Annotated in this window: 14 protein-coding genes; 6 read left to right on the forward strand and 8 right to left on the reverse strand. The window is 64.7% G+C overall.

The window, feature by feature from the left end; all coding sequences use genetic code 11:
• Positions 1–22 precede the first annotated feature (22 nt).
• Positions 23–601, reverse strand: a complete 579-nt coding sequence (locus R4P95_RS05890) for a cold-shock protein (RefSeq protein WP_317743868.1) — start codon at positions 599–601, stop codon at positions 23–25.
• An 87-nt stretch (positions 602–688) separates the two neighbouring features.
• Here R4P95_RS05890 and R4P95_RS05895 point away from each other — a divergent pair, with 87 nt between their 5' ends.
• Positions 689–2,014 (forward strand): HNH endonuclease signature motif containing protein, encoded by a 1,326-nt coding sequence (locus R4P95_RS05895; protein WP_317743869.1) that lies wholly within the window; start codon positions 689–691, stop codon positions 2,012–2,014.
• Between the two features lie 336 nt (positions 2,015–2,350).
• Here R4P95_RS05895 and R4P95_RS05900 read toward each other — a convergent pair whose 3' ends face one another.
• Complete coding sequence (locus tag R4P95_RS05900; RefSeq protein ID WP_317743870.1) at positions 2,351–3,175, reverse strand: HAD-IIB family hydrolase; 825 nt, start codon at positions 3,173–3,175, stop codon at positions 2,351–2,353.
• A 66-nt stretch (positions 3,176–3,241) separates the two neighbouring features.
• Between R4P95_RS05900 and R4P95_RS05905 the strand changes: the two genes are divergently transcribed.
• Complete coding sequence (locus R4P95_RS05905) at positions 3,242–4,123, forward strand: aldo/keto reductase (RefSeq protein WP_213573998.1); 882 nt, start codon at positions 3,242–3,244, stop codon at positions 4,121–4,123.
• Between the two features lie 69 nt (positions 4,124–4,192).
• Here R4P95_RS05905 and R4P95_RS05910 read toward each other — a convergent pair whose 3' ends face one another.
• Complete coding sequence (locus tag R4P95_RS05910) at positions 4,193–5,368, reverse strand: cytochrome P450 (protein WP_317743871.1); 1,176 nt, start codon at positions 5,366–5,368, stop codon at positions 4,193–4,195.
• A gap of 181 nt (positions 5,369–5,549) precedes the next feature.
• Between R4P95_RS05910 and R4P95_RS05915 the strand changes: the two genes are divergently transcribed.
• The 3 genes from R4P95_RS05915 to R4P95_RS05925 all read left to right on the forward strand — a co-directional run bounded on the left by R4P95_RS05915 (position 5,550) and on the right by R4P95_RS05925 (position 8,081).
• Positions 5,550–6,365, forward strand: a complete 816-nt coding sequence (locus R4P95_RS05915) for an SDR family oxidoreductase (RefSeq protein WP_397517668.1) — start codon at positions 5,550–5,552, stop codon at positions 6,363–6,365.
• Positions 6,362–7,090 (forward strand): acetoacetate decarboxylase family protein, encoded by a 729-nt coding sequence (locus R4P95_RS05920; protein WP_317743873.1) that lies wholly within the window; start codon positions 6,362–6,364, stop codon positions 7,088–7,090. Before R4P95_RS05915 ends, R4P95_RS05920 begins: the two co-directional genes overlap by 4 nt.
• A gap of 148 nt (positions 7,091–7,238) precedes the next feature.
• Positions 7,239–8,081 carry an amino acid-binding protein gene (locus tag R4P95_RS05925; protein WP_317743875.1) on the forward strand — a complete coding sequence of 281 codons (843 nt, stop codon included), beginning with the start codon at positions 7,239–7,241 and terminating at the stop codon, positions 8,079–8,081.
• A gap of 13 nt (positions 8,082–8,094) precedes the next feature.
• Here R4P95_RS05925 and R4P95_RS05930 read toward each other — a convergent pair whose 3' ends face one another.
• Positions 8,095–9,288 carry an MFS transporter gene (locus R4P95_RS05930; protein ID WP_317743876.1) on the reverse strand — a complete coding sequence of 398 codons (1,194 nt, stop codon included), beginning with the start codon at positions 9,286–9,288 and terminating at the stop codon, positions 8,095–8,097.
• Between the two features lie 156 nt (positions 9,289–9,444).
• Here R4P95_RS05930 and R4P95_RS05935 point away from each other — a divergent pair, with 156 nt between their 5' ends.
• Positions 9,445–9,888, forward strand: coding sequence for a MarR family winged helix-turn-helix transcriptional regulator (locus tag R4P95_RS05935; protein ID WP_109326680.1), 444 nt, complete (start codon positions 9,445–9,447; stop codon positions 9,886–9,888).
• A 42-nt stretch (positions 9,889–9,930) separates the two neighbouring features.
• On the opposite strand, the gene thpD is transcribed toward R4P95_RS05935, so the two are convergent.
• Genes thpD through R4P95_RS05955 form a run of 4 tightly spaced genes read right to left on the reverse strand, consistent with a single transcriptional unit; the run spans position 9,931 to position 13,057 of the window.
• Positions 9,931–10,845 (reverse strand): ectoine hydroxylase, encoded by a 915-nt coding sequence (gene thpD / locus R4P95_RS05940; protein ID WP_317743877.1) that lies wholly within the window; start codon positions 10,843–10,845, stop codon positions 9,931–9,933.
• 35 nt (positions 10,846–10,880) lie between these two features.
• Positions 10,881–11,558, reverse strand: a complete 678-nt coding sequence (locus R4P95_RS05945) for a GntR family transcriptional regulator (RefSeq protein WP_317743878.1) — start codon at positions 11,556–11,558, stop codon at positions 10,881–10,883.
• Positions 11,545–12,285 carry a maleate cis-trans isomerase gene (locus tag R4P95_RS05950; protein ID WP_109326678.1) on the reverse strand — a complete coding sequence of 247 codons (741 nt, stop codon included), beginning with the start codon at positions 12,283–12,285 and terminating at the stop codon, positions 11,545–11,547. The genes R4P95_RS05945 and R4P95_RS05950 overlap by 14 nt, the downstream gene beginning before the upstream one ends.
• A 31-nt stretch (positions 12,286–12,316) precedes the next feature.
• Positions 12,317–13,057 (reverse strand): Asp/Glu/hydantoin racemase, encoded by a 741-nt coding sequence (locus R4P95_RS05955; protein ID WP_159919109.1) that lies wholly within the window; start codon positions 13,055–13,057, stop codon positions 12,317–12,319.
• Positions 13,058–13,079: the final 22 nt, after the last annotated feature.

A 13,079-nucleotide genomic window follows, 5' to 3' on the forward strand; every position in this document is an offset into this window, starting at 1 on the left:
ACGAGGGAAGTAGCGAGCAGATCTATTCTGCTTTCCGAACGTCCAGAGCGCGGTGGTGGTAGCCGTCCTGCGGCCCGCCGACCACTCTCTCGGGCTCGAAGGTGACGTGCTGTCCTGGCGTCAGCGAACGGAAGCCTGGGCCCGCGACGTTGCTGAAATGCGTCCACGCGCCACCGGGGGTTGCGTCGGAATCGATCACACCCCAGCCCTCTTCGTCGTTCCAGGTGCGCACGATACCGGTGGTTCTCTCGGCATGTACGCGTGGCGGCACGGGAGGGAAGTCCGCTTCGGTCATCTCCCTCCCCGTGCCATCGGGAAAGGTGATCCACGCCCTGGTCGAGAACGGGCTGTCCGATCGCGGCGCGACGTACGGTTCGCAGCCCACGGGCCACGCGCGAATCGTGTAGAAGTCACACCCCAGCATGGGGCTGTCGAGTACGTCCCACTCGAACTCCACCTGCTGGCCCTCGCGAAGGGCGGGCAAGCCCTCGACCGCCACGCTTCGGAACAACGTCCAGCATCCACCCGGCGTCTCGTCGGAATCGATGATGCCCTGCATCCTCCCGATGTCCCAGCTACGCACGACCCCGGTAGTTGCCATGCCGCCATTGTCCGCTTGACGACGATGCGGTCGGGTGGGATTGACAAGCCATTGACTCGAACACGCGTTCGAAGTAGGATTTCGAACATGGGGATCGGGGAGGATATCCAGGGGGCGTTGCCGGGCGAGATTCTGGCGACTGCGGTCGGTGATGCGTGGCGTCTGGCCGAGGCCGAGTTGCTCGAATCGGTTGTTGCTGTGTCGGAAGAGATTCAGCGACTCGAGGCTTTGCGGGTCAGGCTCGTCGGTGCCGTCGACCACCGCTGCAAGGTTGATGTGCTGGGATTTCCGAACACCAAGATGTGGCTGGCCTCCAAAACGTTGCTCGAGGTCGGTGCGGCGGGACGAATCGTAATGTTGGGACGAGGTTTACGTTCCCAACCGGAAATCGCAGACGCATACTTCGACACCACGATGTCGGCGGAGCACGCCGCACTGATCATGAAATTCTGCGAGAGGCCGCCCAAAGGCATGCCACTCGAAGCGATGGGCGACTGCCGAAACGCGTTGCTGTACGCGGCGAGCGGTCCTACCGCCAACACCGACGCCGTGCGTGCCGTCATCGCTCGACTCGAACGCGCCTTCGAATCCGACGACCCGCCGCCCGCCGAAGACACCGAACTCAACGAATTCCACGCCTCCAGAACACTCAACGGACGCATCGCCGTCAAAGGCGACCTCGACGCCGTCACCGGCGAAATGCTGCTCTCCGCGCTCTCCGGACTCTCCACACCGCGACCCGCGCAGGACGGAACCACCGACAACCGCACCCCCGGACAGCGCAGGGCCGACGGATTCACCGAACTGCTGCGCCGGTACCTCAACTCCGCAATCGCCGGCGAAGAAGGCGGAGAACGACCCCACGTCTCCCTCCACATCAACGTCAAAGACCTCACCGACCACGCCAACCACGCCGGCGCCAGCGCAGAAGATCAGCGCAGCGCCTGCGCGACCGACGCGTCGCTGTTCGCTGTCGACGGGGTCGCGTGGACCGAGTGGATGGGACCGCTGAGCCTGCGAGCGGCTCGGCTCCTCAGCTGCGACTCGATCTACACGCCGATCGTCCTCGACGACAACGGCGCGCCACTCGACCTCGGCACCACCACCCGGACAGTGACCAAACGACAACGAAAAGCCCTGGTCGCGAGAGACCGAGGATGCGCATTCCCCGGATGCGGTGCACCACCCTCATGGTGCGAAGGCCACCACATCGTCCACTGGTCCAAAGGTGGACCCTCCGACATGGACAACCTCGTACTGCTCTGCGGGTTCCATCACCGACTCCTGCACCACAGCGACTGGGAAATCGAAATGGGAGCAGACCGGCACCCCGCCTTCATCCCACCCCGGCAAGTCGACTGGGAACGCACACCCATACCCGCGCACAACCAGGCCCGACCCCGAGCGGCCTGACCCCGAAGCGCCACACACACTTGCCGACTCTGCAACAGGACCACTCCTGTTGCAGAGCCGGCATGCCGTCGTGCCAAGCGCCAAGCGCCAAGGCCAGACGTCAGCGAACCGCGTTGTGGTTCTCTTCGATACAGCCGATTTACCAAGTGGAATCCGGTGCGGTTTCGACCAGGAGTCCAACCACGATCTACGGGTCGGCTACTCACGCTCACTCGAGTAGCCGACCTTGCGCAGATCGTCTTCTTCTCGGCTTCGAACTAGAAGGTGTTGACGTCGTAGAGCCCGAGGAAACAAACAGCCAGTCCGTCCATCGAAGACGGTGGACTCGTTAACCACTCACGGGCGCGAAGCGCCTACCAGCTCCTCCAGGTACGTGGCGACGGCGTCCTCGTCGTTGCTCGGCAGCACACGGTCGGCCAGCGCCTGGACTTCGGCTATGGCGTTCGACGGGCACAGTGCCGTCCCTGCCCAGGCCAGCATGGGCAGGTCGTTGATCGCATCACCCACGACGGCCACCTCGGACGCTCCGATTCCGTCGACGGCGCACAGTTCGGCGAGTGCACTGGCCTTTGACACACCCGATGCGGCCATTTCGACGTACGGCGCGCCGGAATGTGTCAGCTCGACACCGTCGACGCCGGCGGACAGCGCCGTCCGGTACAGGTCCGAACTCGACACCTCCGGGTGTCGGGCGACGATCTTCACCATCGGCTCGTCCAGGTCGGGCAGCAGCTCGGACAGCGACATGTCGTGGGGGTGCCGGTGGTGGTCGGCGAAGTCGCACAGCGCGGCGTACGCCGGCTCGGCGACGAAGCGGGTGGGTCCGACGTTCGCGAACACGACCCCCGGCAGCAGCGTCCGCACCCTGCTCATCGCGGCCGACGCGGAGGCCATCGCGATCGACGTCGTGGCCGTCACCACGGGGGTGCCGTCGGCGAGGTCGAGGACCACGGCGCCGTTGGCACAGATAGCCCGGCCACGAAACCCGCACGACTGCGCCAATTCGTGCACCGAGTGGCGGGCCCGGGCGGTTGCCCAGACGATCTCGATTCCGGACTGCTGCGCCTTCGCCATCGCGTGTGCGGTGCGGGACGAGATCACGCGGTCCGAGCGCAACAGGGTGCCGTCGAGGTCGGTCGCGAGGAGCCGGATTTGCGTCACCCCCGCATGATGCCAGGCCGGGCTTGTTGCGCGCCGGACACCATCACAGTCGATAGCCTGGACACCATGAGTCCTCGAGTACCGCACATCGTGCTGAATTCCGGAACCACCATCCCGCAGCTCGGCCTGGGAGTATGGCAGGCCACCAACGACGAGACCGAACACGCTGTCCGGTTCGCCATCGACGAGGCGGGCTACCGACACATCGACACTGCCGCCGCATACGGCAACGAGGAGGGGGTCGGGCGCGGAATCTCCGGCTCGGGCGTCGACCGGGAGGATATTTTCCTCACCACCAAGCTGTGGAATTCCGACCAGGGCTACGAGCCGGCGCTGAAGGCTTTCGACGCCAGCCTCGGCCGGCTCGGCCTCGACTACGTCGACCTCTACCTCATCCACTGGCCGCTCCAGGACGACGACCGCATCCTGCGCACCTGGGATGCGATGGAGAAGATCGCCGAATCGGGGAAGGCCAAGGCAATCGGGGTGTGCAACTTCGAGCCGCGACATCTGCAGCTGCTGGTCGATCGGGGTGGTGTCGTACCCGCCGTCGACCAGGTGGAGCTGCACCCCCATCTCGCGCAGCTGGACATCCGCAAGTACGGCGCCGAGCACGGCATCGCGGTGGAGTCGTGGAGCCCGCTGGGTGGCACCAGCAATTCCGGTTGGGGCAGCGACTCGAAGCCCAACACGCTCCTCACCGACCCGATCATCACCCGGATCGGCGACCGGCACAGCAAGACTGCGGCGCAAGTCCTGATCCGCTGGCATCTGCAGAACGGGCTGATTGTCATCCCGAAGTCGGTGCACGACGCACGCATCGCCGAGAACATCGACGTCTTCGATTTCGAGCTCACCGATCAGGACCTCAGCGAGATCGAGACGATGGACGACGGCACACGCGTCGGCGCCCACCCGGACGAGCTCAACATCGGCGCCCCGGAGTAGGCGGCTCCGCCGCCCGTGAGTGGTTAACGAGTCCAGAGACTCGCTAACCACTCACGGGCGCGAAGCGCCTCACCACTTCACCGGCATCTCCTCCAGCCCGGACACGAAGTTGGCGGGGCGGCGGCGCAGCGGGCCGTCGTCGACGAGCGTCATGTCCGGCAACCTCGACAGCAGCTGTTCGAACATGATCCTGGCCTCGAGGCGGGCCAACTGGTTGCCGAGGCAGAAGTGGGTGCCGAAACCGAAGGCGACGTGCGGGTTCGGTGACCGTGCGATGTCGAAGCGGTTAGGGTCGTCGAACACGGTGTCGTCGAAGTTTGCCGATTCGAACAGCAACATCATCTTCTCGCCGCGTCGCAACTGTGTGCCGAAGAAGTCGACGTCGCGGGTCACCGTGCGGCACATGTTCTTGATGGGCGAGGACCAGCGGAGCATTTCTTCGATGGCCGCCGGAATACCGTCCGGGTCGCGCACCAGACTCGCCTGCTGATCGGGGTGACGCATCAACTGTTCCATCCCGCCGCTCAGGACGTGCCGCGTGGTTTCGTCGCCGCCGATCAAAATGAGCAGGGTCTCTCCGACGATGTCCTCGTCGCTGAGGCGGTGTCCGTCGATTTCGCTGTGCACCAGGATGCTGGTGAGATCGTCCGTCGGATTCTTCCGGCGGTCGGCGATCGTGCGGTGCGTGAATTCGGTGAATGCCAGGTAGGCGTTCAGCTGGGCCTGCAGGCTATCTTCGGTGACGTTGCTGCCGAGTGCATTCATGAGATCGTCGGACCATTGCAGGAAGGTGTCGCGTTCTTCGGGGCGCACACCGAGCATGTCACCGACCACGGCCATGGGTAGCGGTGCCGCCAGATCACGGACGAAGTCCCCCTCACCCTTGTCGCACACCGCATCGATCAACTGGTCGCAGATGTCGCGAATCCGGTCGATCTTGGCTTCTACCTTCTTGCGGGTGAAGCCCGCGTTGACCAGGCGACGATGTTGCAGATGCTGTGGGTCGTCCATGTCGATCATTTGTGGCAGCGGACCAACTCCGGGCCTGATCCCGCCCGCGTTGGAGAACAACTCCGGATCACGCTCCGCGGTGAGCACCGCTTCGTAACTGGCCGCCCCGAGGATGCCATCTGCGCGGTACACCGGTTCGTGGGCGCGCATCCAGGCGTAAGCCTCGCGCGGATCTCCGAGTTCGCCCGAGTAGAACCGCCCGTCGATCAGATCGAATTCCGGCCTGTTCCCCATCGACGTGCTCCTCAGCATTGAATCCTGCGAACCGTGCCCCGATAATAGAACGTGTTCTTAATACGACACAGGGGTATAGCGGCAAGTTTTCGCTGATTGGCGCCTCAGAATTGACACGAGTTCTCACACAACCGGAGGTCAGCACGTGGGTAACAACGACGGCGACAGCGGACTCGCCAAGATGTCGGTGCTCGTCACCGGCGGCGGAAGCGGCATCGGGTTGGGCATCGCCACGGCGTTGGTGGCGGCAGGAGCGCACATCACGATTTGTGGGCGCAATGAGGAAAAGCTGTCCTCCGCGGCGGCCGGGATCGAGGCCGACAACCCGCCCGGGACCGTCGACACGGTCGTCGCCGACGTCACCGCCGAGGATGATGTCGTCCGCGCGGTCGCGAAGGCGAGCGAGCGCACCGGACAGCTGGACGGGGTCGTTGCCTGCGCCGGCGGAAACGAAACCGTGGGACCGGTGACGCAGCTCGACGTCGATGCGTGGCGACGGACGGTGGATCTGAACGTCACCGGCACGATGCTGACGATCAAGCATTCCGCACGTGCCCTCGTCGCCGCGGGTGGTGGATCCATCGTGACCATCTCCTCGATCGCCAGCAGCAACACGCACCGATGGTTCGGCGCCTACGGCCCGTCCAAGGCCGGCGTCGACCACCTCACCCGACTCGCCGCTGACGAACTGGGTGCGTCCCACGTGCGCGTCAACTGCATCCGGCCCGGACTGACCCGCACCGATCTCGTCGCGCTCATCACCGACGGCGGCCCGGTCCTCGACGACTACATGTCCAACACACCCATTGCCCGAGTCGGTGAAGTGACCGATATCGCCGCCCTCGCCAAGTTCCTCCTCGGACCCGAATCAACGTGGATCACCGGCCAGATCATCAACGTCGATGGTGGTCAGATGTTGCGGCGTGGACCCGATTTCCGCTCGATGTTCGAGCCCATGTTCGGTGCGGACGCACTGCGCGGAGTGGTCGCGCCGTGAACTCACATCAGGTGCTGGGCAAGCAAGTCGACATGCCGGTGGAGATTCGTCAGGCGTCGGCATTCACGGCGATGTACTCGGTGCCGACCGGGGCCGCGCAGTCGCTGATCGACTACACCGGTCTCGAGATACTGCAGTTCCGGCCCGGACGCGGCATTTGCGCGCTGGTGTTCGTCGACTATGTGGACGGAGATTTGGGCCCCTACAACGAATTCGGCGTGACCTTCCTGGTCCGCGACCACCGAACCGACAGCACCTCGGTCGCACAGGATGTGAAGGCTCTGGCCAAGGGCCGGGCAGGTGCCTTGATCCATCGGCTGCCCGTCGACGGCGAGTTCACCCTCGTCGCCGGTAGGGGAATTTGGGGTTTCCCCAAAGTGCTGGCCGATTTCGACGTCGATCACGTCAGCTCCGTCAAGCGGGCGTCGGTCAGCCAGGATGGCCGGCTGATCGCTCAGCTGAGCGTTGCCAAAGGCATATCGCTTCCCGGTTCCGGTGCCGGTGCCTCCCTTGCGGCGTACTCACACCTCGATGGGATCACCCGGTTCACCACTTGGGACATGAACCCGAGTGGTGTCCGGTCCCGGCCAGGTGGCGCGGAGCTCAAACTGGGCAGCCACCCGATTGCCGAAGAACTGCGGTCGCTCGGCCTCCCGAAACGGGCGTTGGTCACGTCGTCCATTCCCAACCTCCGAATGACCTTCGGCGACGCGCAACCCGTCTGACCGGGAACCCGTGCTCCAACTCACAACCAACGGAGTTCTGTATCGACAGCCACGTCGGCCCTGTGACCCAACGTATTTCACGCTCCTCTGTCACATCACTGACGTGCGGTGAAACGACGTCGCAACACGGTGCGCCGACAGTGTGTGTATGAACGATGCCGCGAGAGAACCCGGAGTTCATGTCAACGCGTGCGAGGCGTGCGGTCGGCTCCCGCACCCCCGCCGCGTCCGCCTGGCGCTTGCAAAGCTGTGCGCCGTCTTTCCCGTCGAACTAGTGCTCCATGCCTTGGTCATCCATGTCCACGTGTCCTACCTCGTCACCGTCGCAGTGCTCACCGTCAGCACGACGGTGTTGGTGATCTGGGTCGTCGAGCCGTCCGCGATGAGACTGTTCAGCGGGTGGTTGCACGGCCCGCCCGAGGGGAAGCACAGCCATTTCGCGACCGGACAGTCGCTCTGGCGCATCCGCGTCCGGGTGAGCGACCGCCCGGGACAGCTCGAATCGCTTGCCCACAACCTTGCGAAGCTCGACGCGAACATCCTCACCGTGCATGTCCATCACCTCGAAGGCGGGTCGCTCGACGAGTTGATTGTCGGCGCGTGCCGGGACACGTCACCGGACGCACTGTCGACTGCCGTCGAGTCCGCGGGCGGCCTCGGTGTCGGCGTCTGGCCCGCTTCGGCGCTCGCGTTGATCGACGGCCAGACCAAGGCGTTGACGTTGGCGGCGCGGGTGGCGGCCGATCCGTCCGAACTCCCCCTGTCTATCGCAGAACTTCTCGGCGCGCAGTATGTCGACACGTTCAGCGACCGGACCCGGTCGAACGAGGACCCCGCCAACACGGCGTTCCTCGAAATCCCGGCCCGTGACGGTGACATGCTCGTCTTCACACGGGCTGTCGACGAGCCGTTTACGCCAGCCGAGGTTGCCCGTGCGCAGCGCCTGAGTGAGCTTGCGCGACAGACGAATTCTGTTCCACCGCTCGGCTGACCGATGCGTGTCGTTATACCGACACCGTCGACACTGTCTCATCTTCCGACCGCACCGGACGCCGATCGAGCACGGTGGCAAGACCGAGAACAGCGAGGGCACCCACCGTGAGTGCGGCACCCATCCAGATCGGCGAGGTGAATCCGAGTCCCGCTGCGATGGTCATGCCACCGAGCCACGCGCCGAGTGCGTTCCCCACGTTGAAGGCCGCGATATTCGCGCCGGACGCCATAGTGGGAGCTTCCTTCGCATAGTTCATGATGCGCATCTGCAGTCCCGGCACGGTCGCAAATCCGAATGCACCCATCAGAAACAGTGCGGCGACGGTCATGGGCTTGTTGTGGGCGGTGAGAGCGAAAACGACGAGGACCACGGTGAGCACCGCAAGAATGGTGATCAGCGTGCGGGTCAGTGCCTTGTCCGCGGCACGCCCACCGAGGAAGTTGCCGACGAACAAGCCGCCACCGAAGAGGACGAGTAGCCACGGAACACTGGTGGAGGCGAATCCACCTACCTCGGTGAGAGTGAAGGCGATGTAGGTGAAGGCACCGAACATGCCACCGAACCCGAGGATCGTGACCGCGATCGAAAACCACACCTGGGGTGAGCGGAAGGCGCGCAGTTCGCCGCGAAGTCCGGCTGAGGCAGGATCGCTCGGACGATCCACCGCCGGCACCAGGGTCGCGATCCCGATCAGCGCGATCACACCGATGACGGTGATGGCCCAGAAGGTCGAACGCCATCCGAACTGCTGACCGAGAAAGGTACCGAAGGGGACTCCGAGAACGTTGGCAATGGTGAGTCCGGCGAACATCGTCGCAATAGCGCCCGCCTTCTTGCTCGCGGGCACCAGATCTGCCGCGAGCACGGAGCCGATGCCGAAGAACGCGCCGTGACACAGGGCGGCGAGAACCCGCCCCGCCATCATGACCTCGTAGGTCGGGGCCAGCGCCGACAGCAGATTTCCACCGATGAACAGCACCATCAGTAGTTGGAGGACACGCTTGCGGTCGAAGCGTGTGACGGCCGCGGTGATGACGATGGCTCCGACTGCCACCGACATGGCATAGCCGGAGATGAGGTAACCGGCCACCGATTCGCTGACCTGAAAGTCAGCCGACACTTCCGGCAGCAGTCCCATGATGACGAACTCGGTGAGTCCGATACCGAAACCGCCCATGGCGAGGGCGAGTAGGCCCAGTGGCATCGCAGCCACCCCTTTCGTACAGACTCGGAAAATACGAGCGAGCGCTCTAATCACGCGCCTGCAGTAGTTGCAGACGCGTGATAAATAGTTGCACACGCGCTCTATGTGCGCAAGCTGGTAATCTCGCTCTGGAGCCGCACAACAGGAGGTTGGTCAGTGGCAGTCGCCGATGATGCCGTCGAGATCCGGTCGCAAGGCTGGCGCACACTCGCCGCCCTGCACGGACTGCTCGAGTCGGAGCTCGAACGTGCACTGCAGCGCGACCACGACCTCTCCGTGGTCGAATACACGGTGCTCGACGCGCTGAACCGTCAGGACGGCTGGCATATGCGGATGGCGCAGCTCGCGCGGGCCGCGGCGCTCAGCAGCAGTGCCACCACCAGGTTGGTGAATCGATTGGAGAACCGGGGCCTACTCACCCGCATTCTGTGCGACGACGACCGTCGCGGTATCTATACCGAGCTCACACCTGCGGGCCGAGCCGCCTTGGACGCGGCGCGCCCCACACACGATGCCACGCTGGAAGCGGCGCTCGATCAGGCTGCCGAGGTTCCCGAGCTCGCCCACCTCGCCCGTGTCCTGCACGAGCTGCCCGGGTGAGCGGCGACGCGCGCACCGGCACGCGTCGCCGCCCACCCGAGGTCAGCCGAGCGGCGTGAAGTCGCGCGACGCGATGTAGTCGGGCCGGGGACGCGCAGCGGCGAACGGCTCGACGAGAGTGTTCTCGACGCTGTTGAACACGAGGAAGATGTTCGACCGCGGGAACGGCGTGATGTTGTTGCCCGACCCGTGCATCACGTTCGAGTCGAACCACAGCGCGGTGCCCGCAGCGCCGGTGAACTGTTCGATCCCGTACTCCGCGGCCATGTCGGTCACATCCTCCCGCCGAGGAACCCCGACTTCCTGCGAGACCAGCGAGGACGCGTAGTTGTTCTCAGGTGTGGCGCCTACACACTGGACGAAACTCTTGTGCGATCCGGGCATCACCATCAGCGAGCCGTTGAACGGGAAGTTCTCGGTGAGCGTGATCGAACAGCTGACCGTCCGGGGAATCGGGAGGCCGTCCTCGGCGTGCCAGGTCTCGAAGTCGGAATGCCAGTAGAAACCCGCGCCCTTGAAACCGGGCATCGAGTTGATCCGGCTCTGGTGGATGTAGACGTCGGAGCCGAGGAGTTGCCGCGCGCGATCGAGGATTCTGCCGTCGCGAACGAGTTCGGCGACCATCGCACTGCACCGGTGGACGTCGAAGACGGAACGGACCTCATCCGTGCCGCGTTCGGTGATGACCCGCCCGCTCTCGCGCATCTGCGGGTCATGGGACAGCCGGTCGAGCTCCTCACGGTAGACGGCGACCTCCTCCGCACCCAGCAGGTTCTCGACGATGGTGAAACCTCGGGCCTCGTGACGCTCGAGCGCGGCGGAGTCGAAGGGGCCGTCGGAGGGCGTTCCCCACACAGCAGGTTCACTGCGCGCGATCATGGACGGCTCGGTGCTGATCCGGGTCGGGTATTGGTCGCGGCTGTTCGTCTGTTCCTGGATCTCAGCTACCTGAGTCATATGCCCTCCTCGGCGCGTTCCTCTACTTCGGTGTTCTACGAGGACAAAGTCCTCTGATCGGCGCGCAGTCGCTGAACGGCATCGTCGAGATGCTCGGCCAGTAATTCCTGCACCTCTTCACGTGTACCCGTTCTGATCGCTTCTCGCAGCTCGTCGTGTTCTTGGGCCTGCTCCCGAATGTCCTCATAGGTGGTCTGCAGGGCGCCCAGACACATCCGCGTCTCGATCAGCAAGGTCCGGGCCGCACGAACCAGCCGGGGACTCGACGCACCTTCCACCAGAACCTGATGAAACAGCTGGTCGGCGTCCGATACGGCGGCTGCGTCACCCCGCTCGGCGGCGGCCTTCATCGCGATGACAGGTGCTTCGAGAGCGCGATAGACGTCCTCCCTCAGCCCGTCGTCGAAAATCATCTCGAGCGCACCTCGCTCGATCACCGATCGGCTCCGATAGACGTCGACGACGTCGTCGAGGGTCAGCTCCGTCACGAAGATGCCCCGGTGACGGATGCTGTGGAGGATTCCCTCGGACACCAGCCTCTGCATGGCCTCGCGTAGCGGCCCGCGCGACACCTGGAAGTGCGCGGCCAGATCCGCCTCCCCCAGCTGCGTGCCGGGCTCGAGTGCGCCCTTCATGATGGCGTCACGCAGTCGATCCGCGATGAACTCGGCAGTCGATTGACGACTGACGGGTTCCAAGTCAGTCAGAGCCATGACTGTGGCCTTTCTCGAACAAGGTTCCTAACGACGGATGCACCGCCGTGTGGCCCGCGAGGCGCAGGCCTTCCCAGATGGTCACCTGGTTTGCCGTGAGGACCGGCTTGCCGAGGCGCTGCTCGAGAGTACTCAGCGCGCCCAGCGTCCTCATCGCCGTATCGGGGATGAGGAGTGCTTCCGAATCCGGGTGATCGTTTCCGACCGCGAGCTCGACCACTTCCTCCGGGCTCAACAATCCGACTTCGGCGGCGGTATCGATGCCGGCGCTCGACATGGACAGCACCTCGACGCCGGCAGCGGCGAGGAAGTCGACGAACAACTTCGCAACGTCCTCCGGGTAGCTCGCGGCCACCGCGACGCGGGTGATCCCGAGGGCAGCCAGCGCGTGGACGAACGCGAAACTGGTGCTGGACGTCGGCACACCGGTGGCCGCGGCGAGGGCATCGGCCTGCTGCTTCGCGCCGTCGGGTCCGTAGACGAAGCTGCCCGAGGTGCACGCCCACACGACGGCGTCCGGCTTCTGCTCCGCAAGGAGGGCGGCGCCGCCGGCGAGCTTCTCGGGACTGCCGAGGTCCAGCAGTTCGGGCACGGCGTGCAGGTCGGTGCCGTAGATGTGCACGACCGGCAGGTCCACCCCGAGCATGTCCGCGGCGAACGGGTAGTCGTCCTCGGCCGCGTGGTCGGGGTAGATGAAACCCACGGTGGGGGCCTGGGAGCGGGTCATGCGTTCTCCTCTGTGGGGGTCTGGGGTCGGATCAGAAGACGTTGCGGAGCCACTTGCCGGGTCCGGACATCGGGAGCTTCATCCGGCCGAGGCATGCCCAGATCGTGAGCTGATTGGCGGTGAGGACGGGTTTACCGAGCTCCGCCTCGAGCGGGGCGATCACGTCGTAGGTGGGAAGATTGGTGCAGCTGACGAAGATGGCTTCCGATTTCGGGTCGTCGGCGGCGATGATGCGTTCGGCGATCGTCCGGTAGTTGACCTTCCAGATTCCGCCGCCGAGTCCGAGGTGATCGGACCGCACCACGTCGGTTCCCGCCTCGTGCAGAAAACTGTGCAGCCGTTCGGTCAGCGCCGCGTCGTAGGGGGTGATCACCGAGACCTTGCTCAGCTCCAGATGTTCGATCGCCTCGAGGAGGGCGCCCGACGTCGTGATCGCGTGCTGGGCGCCTGCCTCACAGATGGCGTCGCACAGCTTCCGTTCGTGCGCAATGCCCTTGATGAAACTGCCAGACGTGCAGAGGTAGGCGACGACTTCGGGTTCCACATGCATCACGTCACGGGTTGCCGTCATGAGATGCCGACGCTCGGACACCAGTTCTGCCATCTCCAGGCTTACCGGAACCGGTTCGTAAGGGGTGCGCGCGAGGTGCAGGCTCACCTCGAGCGGCGCCCATCGCCACAGCTCCCGTTCGAGCGCCAGGTCGAACGGGGCGATGATGCCGATTCCTCGCTGCGCAATTGGCCCTTCGAATTCGGGAATGTTCAGTTCCAATACCGGGCCTCACCTTCGCTTC

The organism is Rhodococcus sp. IEGM 27, from assembly GCF_033142305.1.
Lineage (GTDB): Bacteria > Actinomycetota > Actinomycetes > Mycobacteriales > Mycobacteriaceae > Rhodococcus_F > Rhodococcus_F oxybenzonivorans.

Bases quoted from the DNA above. Each gene is read 5' to 3' on its own strand.
- R4P95_RS05890 (WP_317743868.1), bottom strand. From the start codon at position 601: ATGGCAACTACCGGGGTCGTGCGTAGCTGGGACATCGGGAGGATGCAG.
- R4P95_RS05895 (WP_317743869.1), top strand. From the start codon at position 689: ATGGGGATCGGGGAGGATATCCAGGGGGCGTTGCCGGGCGAGATTCTG.
- R4P95_RS05905 (WP_213573998.1), top strand. From the start codon at position 3,242: ATGAGTCCTCGAGTACCGCACATCGTGCTGAATTCCGGAACCACCATC.
- R4P95_RS05910 (WP_317743871.1), bottom strand. From the start codon at position 5,368: ATGGGGAACAGGCCGGAATTCGATCTGATCGACGGGCGGTTCTACTCG.
- R4P95_RS05915 (WP_397517668.1), top strand. From the start codon at position 5,550: ATGTCGGTGCTCGTCACCGGCGGCGGAAGCGGCATCGGGTTGGGCATC.
- R4P95_RS05925 (WP_317743875.1), top strand. From the start codon at position 7,239: ATGAACGATGCCGCGAGAGAACCCGGAGTTCATGTCAACGCGTGCGAG.
- R4P95_RS05930 (WP_317743876.1), bottom strand. From the start codon at position 9,288: ATGCCACTGGGCCTACTCGCCCTCGCCATGGGCGGTTTCGGTATCGGA.
- thpD (WP_317743877.1), bottom strand. From the start codon at position 10,845: ATGACTCAGGTAGCTGAGATCCAGGAACAGACGAACAGCCGCGACCAA.
- R4P95_RS05945 (WP_317743878.1), bottom strand. From the start codon at position 11,558: ATGGCTCTGACTGACTTGGAACCCGTCAGTCGTCAATCGACTGCCGAG.
- R4P95_RS05950 (WP_109326678.1), bottom strand. From the start codon at position 12,285: ATGACCCGCTCCCAGGCCCCCACCGTGGGTTTCATCTACCCCGACCAC.